The 17,588-nt window shown below is 40.1% G+C and carries 12 protein-coding genes; all 12 read left to right on the top strand.

Features of this window, described 5'->3' with window-relative positions:
- Positions 1–160: 160 nt before the first annotated feature.
- The 12 genes from fsa to NFR27_RS06675 all read left to right on the top strand — a co-directional run bounded on the left by fsa (position 161) and on the right by NFR27_RS06675 (position 17,572).
- Entirely contained in the window at positions 161–805 is a 645-nt protein-coding gene (gene fsa, locus NFR27_RS06730) for a fructose-6-phosphate aldolase (RefSeq protein WP_251443515.1), read from the top strand.
- Positions 806–862: 57 nt separating this feature from the next.
- Positions 863–1,828, top strand: a complete 966-nt coding sequence (glpX, locus tag NFR27_RS06725) for a class II fructose-bisphosphatase (RefSeq protein WP_251443511.1) — start codon at positions 863–865, stop codon at positions 1,826–1,828.
- 171 nt (positions 1,829–1,999) lie between these two features.
- On the top strand, positions 2,000–3,262 hold the full coding sequence (murA, locus tag NFR27_RS06720) for a UDP-N-acetylglucosamine 1-carboxyvinyltransferase (RefSeq protein WP_251443509.1): 1,263 nt from the start codon (positions 2,000–2,002) through the stop codon (positions 3,260–3,262).
- Positions 3,234–4,412 carry a rod shape-determining protein gene (gene mreB, locus NFR27_RS06715; protein WP_277612540.1) on the top strand — a complete coding sequence of 393 codons (1,179 nt, stop codon included), beginning with the start codon at positions 3,234–3,236 and terminating at the stop codon, positions 4,410–4,412. Before murA ends, mreB begins: the two co-directional genes overlap by 29 nt.
- Positions 4,413–4,652: 240 nt before the next feature.
- Positions 4,653–6,056, top strand: coding sequence for a phosphodiester glycosidase family protein (locus tag NFR27_RS06710; RefSeq protein ID WP_251443506.1), 1,404 nt, complete (start codon positions 4,653–4,655; stop codon positions 6,054–6,056).
- A gap of 54 nt (positions 6,057–6,110) precedes the next feature.
- On the top strand, positions 6,111–6,413 hold the full coding sequence (locus NFR27_RS06705; RefSeq protein WP_251443503.1) for a biotin/lipoyl attachment domain-containing protein: 303 nt from the start codon (positions 6,111–6,113) through the stop codon (positions 6,411–6,413).
- A gap of 18 nt (positions 6,414–6,431) precedes the next feature.
- Positions 6,432–8,477, top strand: coding sequence for a SpoIVB peptidase S55 domain-containing protein (locus NFR27_RS06700; protein ID WP_251443500.1), 2,046 nt, complete (start codon positions 6,432–6,434; stop codon positions 8,475–8,477).
- 311 nt (positions 8,478–8,788) lie between these two features.
- On the top strand, positions 8,789–9,550 hold the full coding sequence (locus tag NFR27_RS06695) for an MlaE family ABC transporter permease (protein ID WP_251443498.1): 762 nt from the start codon (positions 8,789–8,791) through the stop codon (positions 9,548–9,550).
- A 26-nt stretch (positions 9,551–9,576) separates the two neighbouring features.
- The gene (locus NFR27_RS06690) at positions 9,577–10,332 is read left to right on the top strand and encodes an ABC transporter ATP-binding protein (protein ID WP_251443495.1); all 756 of its coding nucleotides are present in this window, start codon (positions 9,577–9,579) and stop codon (positions 10,330–10,332) included.
- Positions 10,333–11,640 carry an MlaD family protein gene (locus NFR27_RS06685; protein ID WP_251443492.1) on the top strand — a complete coding sequence of 436 codons (1,308 nt, stop codon included), beginning with the start codon at positions 10,333–10,335 and terminating at the stop codon, positions 11,638–11,640.
- A gap of 18 nt (positions 11,641–11,658) precedes the next feature.
- Entirely contained in the window at positions 11,659–13,146 is a 1,488-nt protein-coding gene (locus NFR27_RS06680) for a TolC family protein (protein WP_251443489.1), read from the top strand.
- 115 nt (positions 13,147–13,261) lie between these two features.
- Entirely contained in the window at positions 13,262–17,572 is a 4,311-nt protein-coding gene (locus NFR27_RS06675; RefSeq protein WP_251443486.1) for a translocation/assembly module TamB domain-containing protein, read from the top strand.
- Positions 17,573–17,588 lie beyond the last annotated feature (16 nt).

Here is a 17,588-nt window from a genome sequence, read left to right as displayed (position 1 = left end):
TTACGCTAAGTATGTGGTTTAAGATAAGTGATTTAAGTATCGTAAGTAATGGCGAGTGTAACATTGTTTAACGTAATCTAAGTAATTGCGAACGTAACATTTGTTGCGCAAGCCTAATAGAATGTAATATATTGTATCGTTGTAATAAAAAGGAGCTCTTATGAAAATCTTTATTGATACGGCCAACTTTGATGAAATTAAAGCAGCCTATGAAATGGGTTTTATCGCAGGGGTAACTACCAATCCATCCTTAATTGTTAAGGAAAAACGTGATTTAAAAGAAGTAATTAAACAAATTGCTGATTTAGTAGAAGGTCCTGTTAGTGCAGAAGTTATTGCTACAACAGCGCCTGAAATGGTGAAAGAAGCTCATGAACTTGTAAAATTAGGTAGTAATGTAGTGATTAAAGTACCTATGACAGAAGAAGGGCTAAAAGCAGTATCTATTCTTAGCAAAGAAGGCATTAAAACAAATGTTACTTTGATATTCTCCGTTAACCAAGCTTTATTAGCAGCACGAGCAGGAGCTACTTTTGTTAGTCCTTTTGTAGGTCGTATTGATGATATGAGCATGGACGGTATTACTTTGATTGAAGATATTGCTGAAGTATTTATGGTGCATGACATTAAAGCAGAAATTATTGCTGCTAGTGTACGTACACCAATGCATATGACACAATGTGCTAAAGCGGGTGCTCATATTGCTACAGTGCCATATAAAGTGTTAACTGCCTCTATGAAGCATCCGTTAACGGATGCAGGCCTTGCTAGATTCTTAGCCGATTGGGAAGCAGCCAATAAATAATGGGAACAGGTGTGGCCCTGCCTATGTAAAACGGGCATTTTAAGGAGGTAACGAACTGTGGATAGAACATTAGCTTTGGAATTCGTACGTGTAACAGAAGCTGCAGCGCTTCGTAGTGGTCGTTTATTAGGTCGTGGTGAAAAAGACGGCGCTGATCAACTCGCTGTAGATGCTATGCGCCAGACCTTTGATACTGTGCCAATTTCTGGTACTGTTGTTATTGGTGAAGGGGAAATTGATGAAGCACCAATGTTGTATATTGGTGAAGAAGTAGGTGCTGGTGGTGAAGCTGTAGATATTGCGGTGGATCCTATTGAAGGGACCAACCTAATTGCAAAAGGGCAAAATGGTTCTATTGCTGTATTAGCTATAGCACCTAAAGGTGGCCTTCTTCATGCACCAGATATGTACATGCAAAAATTGTGTGTAGGTCCTCGTGCTAAAGGGGTTATCGACTTAAATGCTAGTGTTACTGAAAATCTACGTCGTGTAGCTGAAAAAATGGAACGTGGTATTGATGATTTAACCGTTGTTATGTTAGATCGTCCACGTCATGAAGAAATTATGCGTGAATGCCGGCAAGCTGGTGCTCGTATTCGTTTGATTACTGACGGTGATGTAAATCCAGCTATGGAATGTGGTCTTGAAGGTTCTGGTATCCATATGGTTATCGGTACTGGCGGTGCTCCAGAAGGCGTGTTGGCAGCAGCTGCTTTGAAATGTACTGGTGGGGATATGCAAGCTCGTTTGTTACCAGAAAATGAAGAAGAAGTTCGTCGTTGCCATGCTATGGGGATTACGGATTTAAATAAAGTATTAACAATTGATGATTTAGTACATGGAGAAGATGTTATTTTCTCTGCTACAGCTATTACTGAAGGTAATATTTTAGCTGGTATTAAATATTTTGCTGGTGGTGCTCGTACTGAATCTGTAGTAATGCGTTATAAAACAGGTACAGTTCGTTTTGTAGATACTATTCATCGTTTAGATCGCAAATTAAAATCCATGAAAGCTCGTTAATTGTTAAAAATTCAGTGATTATAAGGGGGAGCCTTCGTAAGAAGGTTCCTCTTTTTACGTCTATAGGGTACTTGCTGAACAAGCTGATTTAAAGTATACTATAAGGTAGAATTTATGGATAAAACTATCTTGACTATAGATGAATAGATTGCATTATGGGAGGAAGTATTGTTGGAAAAGCTCATCATTAACGGAGGTAAACCGTTGAATGGTCGCGTACGTGTAAGTAGCGCTAAAAATGCGGTGTTGCCGATTATTGCGGCCACTATGTTAGCATCGACACCAAGTCGATTAGTAGAAGTGCCTCATTTAGAGGATGTACATACAATTTGCGAAGTAATCGCCTCTTTAGGGGTTAAAGTTACTAGAGATGAAGCTAAGGAAGAAATTAGATTTGATGCCGCTAACATTACGGCTACAGAAGCTCCCTATGAATTAGTACGCCGCATGCGGGCGTCCTTTTTAGTGATGGGGCCTTTATTGGCGCGTCGTGGGGAAGCGCGTATTTCTTTACCTGGCGGCTGTGCTATCGGTAGTCGCCCGATTGATTTACATTTAAAAGCCTTTGAAGCTTTAGGTGCTACTATTGAAATGGGTGATGGTTATGTATTAGCTACTGCACCAGAAGGTCTAAAAGGCAATCAGATTTATTTAGACTTCCCAAGTGTAGGCGCTACAGAAAATGTGATTATGGCAGCGTCTATGGCAGAAGGTAAGACTATTATTGAAAATGCTGCTGAAGAACCGGAAATTGTTGATTTAGTAACCTATTTGAATAGTATGGGTGCTGATATTCGCGGTGCTGGTACTAATGTAATTCGTATTCAAGGTGTTAAAGAGTTAAAAGGAGCTACTCATACAGTAATTCCTGACCGTATTGAAGCGGGTACATATTTAATTGCAGCGGCTATGGCTGGCGGCGATGTATATGTAGAGAATGCCTTGTCAGAGCATTTGAAACCAGTTGTAGCTAAGCTTAAAGAAGCAGGCGTGCGTGTTGAAGAAGACGTAGACGGCATTCGCGTTGTTTCTGATGGACATGTGAAGGCTGTGGATATTAAAACATTGCCATATCCAGGATTTCCAACTGATATGCAAGCACAGTTTATGGCCTTTACTACTATTGCGGAAGGTACAAGTACAGTAATGGAAACGGTATTTGAAAACCGTTTTATGCATGTAGATGAGTTGAAAAAAATGGGTGCTCAGATTCGTATTGAAGAGCGTCGTGCTATTGTTGATGGGGTGTCTAAATTAAAGGGCACTGAAGTACGGGCCACTGATTTACGAGCTGGGGCTGCCTTAGTTTGTGCTGGTTTAGCAGCTGAAGGGGTTACCAAAGTAACACAGTTATCTCATATTGACCGTGGCTATGATAACCTAGTAGGCAAATTAAAAGGGCTAGGTGCTGACATTGTTCGGGTGGACGAGTAAGAAGAAAGTAAGTCGTGCTGACGTTTTGCAGAAGCGGGCGGAGCGACGCAAACGAAGCACGCAACCTATTGCTACGACAACGCCTAAGAATCAGAGTCGTAAGAATCGCACTAGCATTTCACCGTTTGAACGCTTAGCTTTGTGGTGGGCCTACGATATCGGCATTGACTTGGGTACAACTAATGTTTTGATTTTCATAAAAGGTAAAGGCGTTGTTCTTGATGAACCTGCTTATGTAGCTTGGAATATTCATACTCATGAAGTAGTGGCTGTCGGTGAAGATGCACGGATTATGTTAGGGCGAACACCAGCTGATATTGAAGTTATTCGACCGCTTCAAGATGGGGTTATCAATAATTATGACATGACGGAGTTTATGCTTCGTTATTATATTAAAAGTGTATTGCCTGCCTCAACATTATTTAAACCTCGTGTAGTAATTTGTGTTCCTTCTGGCATTACACCAGTGGAAAAACGTGCTGTTATTGAAGCCGTACTACAAACAGGGGCGCGTAAAACGGTGCTTATTGAAGAACCGTTGGCCGCTGCATTAGGCACGGGTTTAGATAAAGCCGCCTCAGCAGGGGCGATTGTTGTGGATGTAGGTGGTGGCACTACGGACGTAGCCGTTCTTTGCACTACTGGTGTAGTAGTGAGTAAGTCCCTTCGGATGGGGGGCGATAAGTTTGATGAAGCCATTATTGACTATATTAAACGTCGCCGCAAATTACTGATTGGCCGTCGCACTGCTGAAGAAGTTAAGATTGCTATTGGTACTGTAGACCGAAAAGCGCCTATTGAGGAAATTACCGTACGAGGACGCGACATCGTTAGTGGTTTGCCACAGGCGATTACAGTAACATCTAAAGAAGTACAAAAGGCTCTTGAACGGCCAGTAAATACTATTTTGGAAGGGATTAAGGATATCTTAGAGAAAACCCCGCCAGAATTAGTAGCAGAAATTTGTGATCATGGTATTATTTTGACCGGTGGCGGTGCGCTTATCAGTGGTTTTGACCGTTTGATTACACGTGCTATTGGCGTGGCTGCTTATTTAGTAGATAATCCAAGATATTCTGTTATTGTAGGGACGGGACGGGCCCTTCGTGAAATGGATCGCTTCCAAGATAGTTTGGAAGAATTACAATAAAATATTAGCTATACATTATGAGTGAGCTCTTTAAGAGCTCACTTTTTATATGGGGATATTTCATCATTTCAACGAGTGGATATGATATAATAAAAAATAAGGCTCTTTATTTTTGCCGTTTTAAGGCGTGTGTATATAATAAAATATATATATTTTGAATATATGAATTTGTATTTGTGAAGGCTGTTAGTGTATTGCAGTCTGTAAGGGATAGAGTAGGTAATCATTTTAGGAGGGACTATGAACGCATATAAGCAAAAGCTCAAAATAGCTGTGTTAGCAGGTCTTATGGGAGCGGGCGCTTTATTTCATTGTACTGCTGCAGATTTGACAGCCGTTCGTGCAACCAATGAAATGGGGCAGACGAGAGTCGTTTTAGATATGCAGGGTCTTCCTGATGGCTGGAGCTCCATTTATAATGAAAAAGCACAGCAGTTAAAAGTACATTTGCGAGATACTACTAATAAGACTACTGGTCCCGTTCAATATAATAATCGCACTACTGGGGTGTTAAAAGGTGTGAGTTTAAGCACTACTGACGATGGACTTGATATGAGTCTGACAGTGAATCAAAATGTGCGACACCATATTTTTACATTAAATCAACCAGATCGTGTTGTTCTTGATTTGTTTAATACATATGAGCAACGGACAATGAAGACTTTGAAATCTGGTGTAACCTATACTCAGTGGGATACGAATACTGATACAGGTCGAGTGAAGGTTGATGTATTAGAATTTGTTCCTTCAGAAGGGGGTAAGCGAATAGAGGCTGCGGGCGATGGCGAAGTGTTACAAGATGTGGCGCCTGCAGGTGCTATTGCTGTAGGGTTAGTAAATGTAGACACAGTTAGAGATAAGTTTAGTGCTGAAGACATAAACGGTAAAATTGAACCTGAAAGAGGTCAAGCTGATGGCGTAAATATTTTAAAAGCTTCAGCGATTACGCCTACTGCAATGATTCAGTATATACCAAGTCAAGGTTATGTATTTTCATTAGAGACGCCAACCTTGCAATTAACTGAAGGTGAAACATCATATATTGTAAATGGTGTTAATAAACCTCGTGGTGAAAATGAATTAATTGCTTATAATACGGATTATGGGACGTATACCCATACCAATGTATACGGTCAAGAAGTGACGATTCGAAAGAATGTAGTAGTGGCTAAAACAAAAGCTAATTCACCTATTACGACTGGGGATATTGTATTATCTGCTCATGGCACAATGATACCAGTATTGGATAAACTCATGATTGGTGATGTGGTAGATTTACAAATTATAAAACCTGTAGTTTCTATTAGTAGAGCCGGTACACTAGTTGCTGAAGGACAGGCTATTGTTTTACGTGATTCAGTAGTAACTGGCCATGATGATGGTCAATTTCGTGGACGGACTTTACTAGGGGTAAACCCTGACGGCACATTAATTGTCCTTGCAGCAACCGGTAATTATCGGGCGTATACAGGTATTACTTTGCCGCAAGGTGGTCGTTTGCTTAAAAACTTAGGCGCTATTAATGGCTTAGATATAGGGGGGCAAACTGATACTGATATATGGGTTAATGGCACCTATTTACACCGTGATCAAACGGCGAATGGCCCCGCTCAATATACGCACTTTCTAATCTTTCCCCAATAAATTTGCTATTTCGTGTTATAATATATATAGACGTTAGTCAAAGGAGGAATTTATATGAAAAAATATATGAAATTTTTTGTAATGGCTGCTATTGGCTTAAGCGTAGCAACCGGCTTTGTTTTCAATGCCTCCGCAGCCAATGTCAACCAAGAGTCAGTGTTAACTGGACAAGTAGTGTCGGTAGTACCAGTAGGTACTGCTGTTAAAGAAGGGGATGTACTTGTTACTGTTCAATCTTTAACGGGTCCAATGCCAGCTGCTCGTTCTACGGTTAACGGTGTAGTTACCAATGTATCCGTAAAGAATGGCGATCAAGTAACACGTGCTCAGGTTGTAGCCGTGGTTGATGGTAAATAGTATAGAGAGGAGATATGAATGAAGTTCATTCGTTCATCACGCCGGTATATGAAAGGTGTACTGGCGCTTTTCTTTTATTGTACAGTAGCATCTTCAGCGCAGGCTGTTGATTTCTTGCCTGTGTCAGATGTGCGTACGGGAATGGAAGGGCATGTTGATACCGTTGTGACTGGTGACGATATATCCAGTTTTAATTTAAAAGTATTAGGTGTTATGAAAGATCGTGGCCCTTCAGGTGATTTGATTTTAGCTAAGTTTTCAGGCCCTATTATGGATCAGACCGGCGGGATTGTTCATGGCATGAGTGGTAGCCCTGCTTATATAAATGGCAAATTAGTCGGTGCTGTTGCTTATGGTTGGGGCTTTGCTGATGGCACGATTGGTATGATTACACCGATTGAAGATATGGTTAAGATGTGGAATATTCCTTATGAGAAAAATCTAGCGAATCCTTGGCGTGATAGTCAGTTGATTCCTTTGGGAACTCCACTTATGGCATATGGATTTGATCCAGAGTCCTTAACATATATGAAAAATAAATTGCCAGATTATCAATATAGTACCTATGATACGGCGGCTGCTGATGGTGATGAGGTAGCTAAACCCTTGAAGGCTGGCGGTTCAGTGGCAGCGTTGTTAGTCGATGGGGATTTAAAATTAGGTGCCATTGGTACTGTTACATATGTAGATAATGATAAAGTAGTTGCTTTTGGACATCCCTTTTTGAAACGTGGATCTGTAGGTTACTTTATGCATAATGCCTCTATTTTCACCGTTGTAAAAAGTGTGGATTCTGGATTTAAGTTGGGCTCAATGGGTGCAGAAGTTGGGGCCATTACAGAAGACCGAGGGGCCGGGATTGCTGGTACTTCAGGAAAAATTATCAGTGGGATTCCGATGGGCATCACTATTCGCGATTTAGACATGAATCATACTCGTGAAGCAGGTGTAAAAGTGGTAGAAGCCGATGAGTTGACACCAACTTTAGGAGCCACTGCTATGTATAGCTTTTTAAGTAAGACCCTTGATCGCAGCGGTGAAGGTACTTCTACTGTAACGGTGAAGATTCAACCAAGAGATAATAAAATACCTATCTTAGAGAGAACTAACATGTTCTATTCGTCTGAATCCATTGGCGTAAAAAGTGTAGATGAATTTTATAATATTTTAGATGCGCTTATGAATAATCGTTTCATTAATTATGAAATTGCAGGCATTCAAGTAGATGCAGCGGTTACTAAAGATACGAAGACGGCTATGATTGCAGATGCGACTTTGTCACCGGCTGTAGCATCTCCTGGTGATACGATTGTTATTAATGTTAATTTACAGCCGTTTCGTGGTGAACCGGTAACTAAGGAAATTTTCTTCACAGTGCCAAAGGATCAACCACTAGGTGAAGTGACCTTAGAAGTTCGTGGTGGTGGCGTTATACCATTGCCGTATCTGTTAGAAAAGCAAAAATACAATTTAACAGATGAAATCATTCGCCGTTTGAAAACGTATAAAGATTTTGACGAGTTCTACAAGGAATTACGCAATACTGATACGAATAATCAGATTGTGGTTGAAATTTTAGAAGATGGCGTAAGTATGGTTGAAGACGGTGATAGTACAACGACTAAGAGTGCTAAAATTGATGGTGTAGAAGATACTCCAATTCCTGGGGCTGTACCAAAGGCTAAAGCTAAGGAAAATATTCCAGGTATTGATGATAAAAATGACAAAGAGCCATATAAAGCTAAAATCGATACAGAGTATGTTATTCGTGGTGACGGTCAGTTTGTCTTAACGATTATGTCACCAGCTGATCGAGATAAAGCCAAAGCAAAACTGGCGAAAGAACATGCTAAAAAGTTAAAAGAAGAATCAAAGAAGGAAGAGGCTAATAAGGACGCAGCTACAAAAGAGGATTCTAAAAAAGCTGCTTCTGAGCCAGCCACGGCAAAAGATAGTGTTAGCACTGAAAAGGTAGAGGACAGCCATAAAGAGGACGTAAAACCAACAGAATCTGAAAATGAAAGTAGTGACTCTACTGTTTCTGATGAAACAAATACTAATTAGGCTAAAGATTTGGCCTCCGCATACAAAAAGCTATATGACTAATCTGACTTGATTGGTCATATAGCTTTTTCTTTATTTTGGCATATTCTTAAACAAGAATAAGGGGAGTATGAATGATACATGACCCAAATTGTAAAAGAAGTGAAAATTTTTAAAAATAATCGAAAAAAATAGGCAGTTTCCTCGTTGGTACTGATGACAATGCGTCTAGTTTTGTGCTAAAATGAGGGGTAGTAATCATGTTCAGTAAAATTTTTGCTAACATGGAAATTGAAAGCTGAATAGGCTTAGTTGTAAGAGGAGGAATATCCTTGCATTGGATAGAAGCGATTGGCCGAGAAGTACTGCTGTGGTTAACGCGTTGTGGCGAAGCAGTTATTTTAATTGGACAAACAATAAAACAATTACGACAGGCTAACTGGCGGCATGTTATATATCAAATGGCTCATTTGGGTGTCGATTCGCTACCTATTATTAGTTTGACATTATTATTTGCTGGGGCTGTTATGACCTTGCAAATTACAGATATTTTGATTCGCTATGGCGCTCAAGGTACTGTTGGTGGCATTATGGCCATTGCTATGGGGCGTGAACTGGGGCCTGTTTTAGTAGGCGTCGTGCTAGCCGGGCGTGTAGGGGCTGCTATTACTGCTGAATTAGGGACTATGAAAGTAACCGAACAGATTGATGCGCTTAAAGTGATGGCTGTTAATCCTATTGGTTATTTAGTGGTACCCCGTGTAATTGCTTGTATGATTATGGTGCCTATTTTGGCCTTTTATGGCGTGCTTATTGGCATTGGTGGCGGTTATGTAGTGGCTACTGTGTTCAAAGGCATGGCGGGTATGACCTATACAGATTCCATTCAATTATTTGCCGTAACTAGTGATTTAACCTATGGTTTAATTAAGGCCAGTGTATTTGGGGCCGTTATAGCCTTAGTGGGGTCCTACAAAGGTATGTATACTAAGATGGGAGCCGCTGCGGTTGGTAATTCGACAACTAGTTCGGTAGTGACAAGTATTATTTTGGTATTTGTACTCAATTACTTTTTATCGTTGTTGTTATATTAAATTAAATAGAAGTTGAGGATAGATTCATGATTGAACTGCAAGATGTGGTAGTGGCCTATGAAGACCGAGTCATTCTTGATCATGTGAATTTAAAAATAGAAGATGGTGAAACCTTGGTTGTTCTGGGTGGTAGTGGGGCCGGTAAAAGTACAATTTTACGTCTCGTTATTGGTTTACAACAACCAAATAGTGGCCGAATTCTTGTAGATGGAACGAATGTAGTTGGTTTAGCTGAAGATGAGTTCAATAAGGTACGTGAAAAAATGGGCATGGTATTTCAATATTCTGCCTTATTTGACTCTATGACTGTCTCAGAAAATGTAGCCTTTGGTTTGCGGCAACATACAGAAATGAAAAATGCTGATATTAAAGATATTGTGCAAGAAAAGTTAGATTTAGTTGGTTTGCCAGATACAGGCGATTATATGCCCAGCGAATTATCTGGTGGTATGAAAAAGCGAATTAGCTTGGCTAGGGCCATTGCCTTAAACCCAAGTATTATCTTATATGATGAACCTACGTCAGGGCTTGACCCTATTACGTCAGGGACCATTAGCCAATTGATTCGAGGTATGCAAAAACATTTTCACTGTACCTCTATTGTAGTTACGCATGATATGCAATCGGCTTTTTATGTGGCGGATCGCATCGCTTTATTGGATAATGGTAAATTTATTGAAGTTTCGAGTCCAGCGGAGTTTAAAAAATCTAAGAATCCGTTGGTACAACAGTTTATACATGGCGGTGATATGCTTGAAACCGCAGATAGGGGGATCGAATAAATGAAGTGGAGCACGGAGGCTAAGGTAGGCTTGTTTACCGTAATTGGCCTTTGCTTATTTGCGGCTTGTGTCATATTCCTAGGTCGATTAGAATTATTTCAACCGCCGCAAATGCAGATTATTGGGGAATTTCAGTCTGTAACAGGCTTAAAGACAGGCAATCAGATTAAGTATTCTGGTGTCGCTGTAGGGCGTGTAACGGATATGGAAGTAACCGCCAAAGGGGTTACTTTGACGATGGAAATTAAAGAGGATACGGAGATTCCGGTAGATTCTGAATTTATTTTAGCTAATGATGGAATTTTAGGTGATAAGTTCATCCAGATTACACCAGGTCATTCAAAATCGTATTTAAAAGACGGTGATAAGATTCGTGGTGATGGTCAAAGTGACATTGATAAGACCATGAAACAAGCTACGGTATTGATGGAAGAAATCAATAAAACGGTAGGTTCCATTAATAATATTATTGGTGATGTGCAAACTCAGACGTCTTTGCGTAATGCTTTGCGGACTACAGAATCCATCGCTAATAATACAGCTGAACTTACAGCTCGAATGAATCAGATGGTAGCAGCTAATGAAGGTAATTTAAATGAAATTACTGCTAATATGGCGAATATTACTCGTAATATGACTGATGTAACGCAACAATTAGATACCTCGTTAACGGAATTAAATGGTGATGGTCAAGCGGCTAGTGATATGCGAGCAATTTTAAGTAATTTAAAAACGACTACCACTAGTTTAAATAATATGGCTGCCTCTATGGAAGGGGTCGTAACAGATCCACAAAGTAGTAAGGATATTAAAGAAACGTTGCATAATACAGCTCAATTGACAACGAAGTTAAATCGTCTAACTGGTGGAGATGTAGATAGCCGTGATGATTCTGGAAAAAAGTACCCTTTTAAGGCTAGCGCCAATATGGAGCTGTTATATAACACTACTTTAAATAAATATAATCCAAATGCAGATTTTCGTTTGCAGTTTGGCAAGAGTATGTTTACTTTAGGGGCGACTAATATTGGTGACGATAGTCATTTAGAACTTACTTATGGTAAGTTTGTAGCTGATGATTTATTATTCCGTGGCGGACTCTTTGATGGTGATGTGGGCATCGGTTTAGATTATGGTTTAAATGGCCCCTTTGTTATCTCAGCAGCTGTTATGGATTTAAACGATACACGTTACCGTATTCGCAGTGAGATTCGTTTATTTGAAGACACCTATGCGGTGGCGCAATTTATTCGACCTTTTAGTGCTGAAAACGGTGGTAATTTCTATGGCATTCGACATGTCTTTTAATACTTGGAGGTAATAAGGATGGTAAATAAAAAAGCACTCTCTTTGGCTGTTATGTTAGCGTTAACAGCTACTAGCGTATGGGCAGCAGATACTACAACAGGTGATAGTACAGTAACAGATAGTAAACTTAAAAAATATCAGCAAGCGGCCTTAGTTACAACACAACAAACAGTAGCGAATAAAATAGCTACCGATGAAGTTATTGGCGATAAAGTATCGTTAACATTGCCTCATACAGTAGCATTAGCTTTAAATAATAATCGTGATGTACGTCAAGCTGGTTGGGCTTATGAAGCAGCTAAAGCACAAGTAAGTGCAACGGCAGCAGCTAAAAACCCTACAATTAGTTATGGCTATAGTGGTGGTCGTGGTAGTAGTACCAGTCAAGTAACTGGTGCTACCGTAGTAGGTGAATCTGCTAGTAATACATTTACCTTAGCTGTACCTATTTATACTGGTGGCAAGACAGAAGCAGCTATTGAATCAGCACGATATTCTCGTGAAGGTTATAATGCAGCCTTAGAAGCTGAGCGCCAAACGGCTAAATTAACGGCGGCTACTAACTATTTTACGCTCATTCAGGCTCGCAATAAGGTAGATATTGCACAGCAAGCTGTAAAAGATTATGATGGGCATTTAACGAATGTTAATCAACAATATAATGTAGGGATTGTTGCGAAGTCCGATGTATTAGCATCGCAGACTTCCTTGGCTAATGCGCAGACTTCTTTAGTAGAAGCTAAAAATGCTGCTGATTTAGCAGAAGCAACACTTAATAATTCCATCGGTTTACCTGTAAATACTAGTGTTGAAACAGCGGATAGTACCCTTGGGTATAAACCTTATAATGTAGGTCTTGATGAAGCTCAGGCTTATGCAATGCTTCATCGTGCAGAACTTGTTCAGAGTACGATGGCTGTAAAAGCAGCAGAAGAAGCTATTAAGTCGGCTAAATCAGGTTATTTACCAACCTTAAGTGCTACTGCAAAGCAGGCTTGGTCTGGCAGTGACTGGGGTGGTACCGATAATGACAACTGGACAATTGGGGCAGCTGTATCCTGGAGTCTATGGGACGGTGGCGCTACTAAAGAAACCATTAAAGTGCAAGAAGCAAATTTAGAAAAAGCAAAAGAAGCTAATTATCAAACTATGGATAGCATTAATCTTGCAGTTCGTAAGGCCTACTTAAATATGAAGTCTGCAGAACAGACCATTCAAAGCACTAAAGTGGCGGTAGAACAAGGGCAAGAAAACTTCCGTATTGCATCCTTGCGTTATCGTGCTGGCGTAGGTACTAACCTTGATGTACTAGATGCAGAAACAGAGTTAGAAACAGCTCGTAATAATTATGTAGATGCTTTATTTAATTACAATATTGCGGTAGCTTCTTTAGAAACAGCTATGGGCGTTCCTTTAGAAACACCAATTGGTGGTGCGGAAATGTTAGTTAATGAAGCTAAGGCAAGTCAAATGTTATCTGCTTTAGTAGCTGACGCTAGCAAATAAAGTGTATTTTAGTGTGGGGATTGCTGTATAATAATAGTGATATAACCATAACCAATAAAGCGTTATTGACGTTTACTATATTTAGATTGTATTAGCTATGTGCGAGGAGTTTTAAATGAAAAAGGGACAGCGAAGATGGCTGGCAGCAGCTGTTGCGCTTGCTGTAGTATTTGGTGGCGCACAATTAATGCGGCCAGTCGGCGAGCAAATAGTAGGACCTATCGTACAAGAACAATTAAATACAGCAATTAATGGTACTGCTTCGTATAAAAGCTTTAAAATTGGCTGGGATGGGACAGTTCATATTGATGATTTGCAGATCAAGGATCAGCATGGTGCGTTAGTTGCCGATGTGCCTAATACAGAAGTATCATTAGACATATTAGAAGCCGCTAAATTACCATTTACACAATCGTCAGCGCTGCGACTGATTCATTCAGTTACATTAACGGATCCCACTGTATATGCCGTAGAAACGACTAACAATACTTGGAATATTACGTCCTTGGTAAAACAAAGTGACAGCGATAAGCCTATGGAATTTCGGGGCAATATTATTCTAAATAATGGGCTTGCTAAACTAGCTTGGCTCAATGGTCGTAAGACGGAGGTCGCGGCCATCAATGGGGCTGTTAAATTAGGGGACTATCCGATTATTGATGGAGCTTTGTCTGCTAATGTAGATGCGCAGCCTGTTACGGTAAAGGCGTCGTATAGTAATGATGAGTCAGCAGATTTTTCTTTATTTGTTAAAGCGCCATCCTTAACATTAGATTACTTGAATGATTTAATTCCAGCTGATGTGAGTGCGCAAGTTTTGGCGGGGACTGTTGAAAATGTAGCATTGACAATAAAACGTGAAGCGGGTGCTTTAACTTATGAAGGCGGCGTTGACATTAAGAATATGGCCGTTGATTATAGCAATCCTGATTTAGGGCCAATGCCATATGAACTCCGCCAAGGGGCAGGCCATGTTAATTTTAATGGCACGATGATTACTGTTACGGATGGTCGGGTAGCTATTAATGGGCAACAATTTTTTGCTCATGGTAATGTAGACGTGGCTGATTCGGATTCGCCAACGCTTAATTTGACCTTACGGGGACAAGAAATTCAAGTTGAAACTTTATTAGACAAAGGCATTACAGGTTCTGTGAGTGCAGTGTCCCATGTATATGGTACCTTCACAGATCCTATTGTAAATGCTAATTTGGAAGCTAATAATATTGCCTATGCAGGCTATAATTTACAAAAAGGTATTGCTACGTTAGCTTATAGCAAAGATGTATTAGATATATCTGACATACAATTAGCCTTAAATGGTGGCGAGGCAAGTGGACGTGGGCAATTTAATCTAAAATCGCAAGACTATGAAGTGTCGCTGGAAGGGACAGATATTCCATTAGGGCTTGTGGGTCAAGCTATTGGTGAGCCATTACATGGTGCTGTTCGTGGTAAAGCCTATGTGAAGGGAAATATAGAGTCTGCGGCACCAACGGTGGCTGCTACGTTTGAAGGGAATGGCATTGGCTATGAGTCTATTGTAACTGATACATTATCTGGTCAGATTGATGGTGCTGATGGACAATATCGCATTAATTACTTAAATGGTACCATTGGCGAAGGTAGCTTTACCGCTTATGGCACAGCGACTACAGAGAATATAGTACTTAATTTTAATGCTAAAGATGTTCCTTTAAGTATGTTTAGTGATTATGCACAACAGCCTATGGAAGGGACCGGCACGCTTACGGGTACGATAGAAGGTGCTTTTAATAACCCTACGGTAACGGCTAAATTTGCCTCTGAAGGCGGTCGTGTAGCAGGTGTTCGTTTTGATAATGCATATGCTGATTTGTCCATGCAAAATAAGTTAGTTACTATTACGAATGGTTTTGTGCAAGATGGTCATGGCTATTATAATCTAGTTGGGACAGCTGATTTAGGGGCTTCTCAGGCTTTAGATTTAGAGGCTAGTGCATACTCTGTGCGTATTGAAAATGTAGCGCAAAGCATTGTACCAGAATTGCCAGTTACGGGTTGGCTTAATGTGCGTACTGAAATTAAGGGGACATTGGCTAATCCACAAGCTCGTGGCTTTGTCCATGCTTGGGATGGGTCAGTGCAAGGAAAGCTATTTAGTGATGTCCGATTTGCGTTCCGTTATGGTGATAACTCATTTGGTATTCGTGATTTAATAGCACAAGCGTATGGGGCGACTATTCGAGGCCATGGTCGCTATAAAGATGGGCAGCTTAATTTTAACTTTTTAGGCGATACAATTTATTTACGACCTTGGCTTAAAGATTATGCAGATGTGGAAGGCTATATTACGGTAGAAGGAACTGTTACTGGTACGCTTGATAAGCCTGTGGTACAAGGTACCTTAGGTTCTAGTGAAATCGGTATTAATGGTATGACCTTACGCAATGTTGCTGGTGGCATTTATGCAGATCCTACGGTAGTTCATTTAGATAAAGTTTCCTTTGAAGAAGGAGAACAAGGCAAATTCCTCATTGATGGAGGGATGTCCTTAGATGATAATCATCGTCTATTTGGCTATGCGACTATGACAAATGGTGAGCTAGCTAATTTCTTGCGGGTTGCTAATATTAATGCACCAGATACAAGTGGTTTCATTAATGGTCGTGTTGATGTAGGTGGTACGCTAAAGAATCCAGATATAACACTTACAGGGACTATTGATGATATTGTAGTAGGTGGCAATCCTTGGGGCACGGCTAATTTAGAAGTAACTCTACAAGATAAAAAAGTAACAATTAGAAAAGGTCAGTTGCCTATTGGTAGCGGTATGTTAGCTGCCGTAGGGACGGCCGATTTAGATGGAGATAGTGATATTCAAATTGCGGCTAATAATGTGGCTATTGAAGCGCTTATGCCGTTGATGAAAGAACCGATTCCTGCGTCTGGCAATATCCATTTTATTGCTAATATAACTGGTAAGACCTTAAATCCTCATGTGGAATTATCTTCGGAAATAACAGGTGCTAGTTATAATGGGGTAGGCCTTGATCGTGTATATGCTATGGCGACTATGGAAGATAAAGTCATTCACTTACAACAATTAGTAGGTCAACGAGGTGAGTATAAAGCGAAACTTCGTGGTACTGTGCCATTAGCTGCGTTCTATACATCAGGTTATTTACCGCCAGGGGATACATCGGCTATGGATGTGACCTTAGATGTGAATGAAGCTGATTTAGCTGTATTGCCACTTATGTTCCCGACTATTACAAAAGGCGAAGGGCCACTAAAAGGGGCCCTCCATATTACTGGTAATTATGATCAACCATTGGTTAACGGTACCATTAGTGTGGAAAATGGGTTAATTCATTTTGATGGAGTGAAAAAAGATTTAGCGGACGTGTCTGCGCAGTTAATTTTCAAAAATCAGAAAGCTGAATTAATTGGCGGCGCTACTATGGGTAAAGGGAATGCAGGTTTATCTGGTGAAGTAAGTTGGCAAGGGACTAGCTTAACCAATTATGCTGGTGTTGTGCAGTTGAATAATTTAGAAGTAGAACATGAATATTTTTCAGGGCCATTAAATGGTGAAGTGGGGATTATGCTCAAAGACGGCTTGCCAACGGTAGTCGGACATCTTGATTTAGAAAAAGATAGAATTACGGTTCCTTTATCCTTTACAACTACTGAAGGGGGCGACCCAATCGGTTTAGATTTTACGATTAATGTGGGCAAAAAAGTTCGTTTATATAGTAGTGGTCTTTATGACTTTGTTCTTGGTGGTGGTGCTCATATTGGTGGCACTACAGAGTTCCCTCATGTAGAAGGCTCCTTCCATGTAAAAGAAGGTACTTTGAAGTATTTGAACAATACCTTTAAGATTACGGAAGGTAAAGCTGACTTTATGCAAGGCTCATTCTTACCATGGTTACATGTAAAGGCAGAATCGCGAGTTCGTTCATATCGTGTATATATGGAAGTGAATGGCTCTGTAGAGCAAATGGATTTAAAATTAACCTCAGATCCTCATTTAGAGCATCGTCAAATCGTATCTTTACTTACTTTTGGTTATAGCTCTGGCAATGATAGTAGCGTATCCTCTGATGATGCCAATGCGTTATTAGCGGCTGGGGTGCGTTCAGCTTTAATGGGCTATGTAGAAGGTGCTTTAAAAGATACTTTTGGCCTTGATCATATTAATATCACAACTGGTTCGTTAGATCCGAATGAACCGGTAAATGATGATACAAATGGTTACTATAATATTGAAATTGGTAAGTATTTATTGCCTAATTTAATGGTAACTATAAGTAAAGGGATTAATAATGATTTGACGTCCTATGGTGTTCAATACGATATTAATAATAACTTTAGTATTAATGGTTGGATGAACAGCAATGATCACTCGTATATTGGTGGTCAATGGCGTTATGAGTTTTAATTAAGAAAGGAGGGTC

It is taken from the genome of Veillonella intestinalis, assembly GCF_943192895.1.
In the GTDB taxonomy this organism is placed as follows: domain Bacteria; phylum Bacillota; class Negativicutes; order Veillonellales; family Veillonellaceae; genus Veillonella_A; species Veillonella_A intestinalis.
This window is presented reverse-complemented; position numbering and strand designations above follow the sequence as displayed.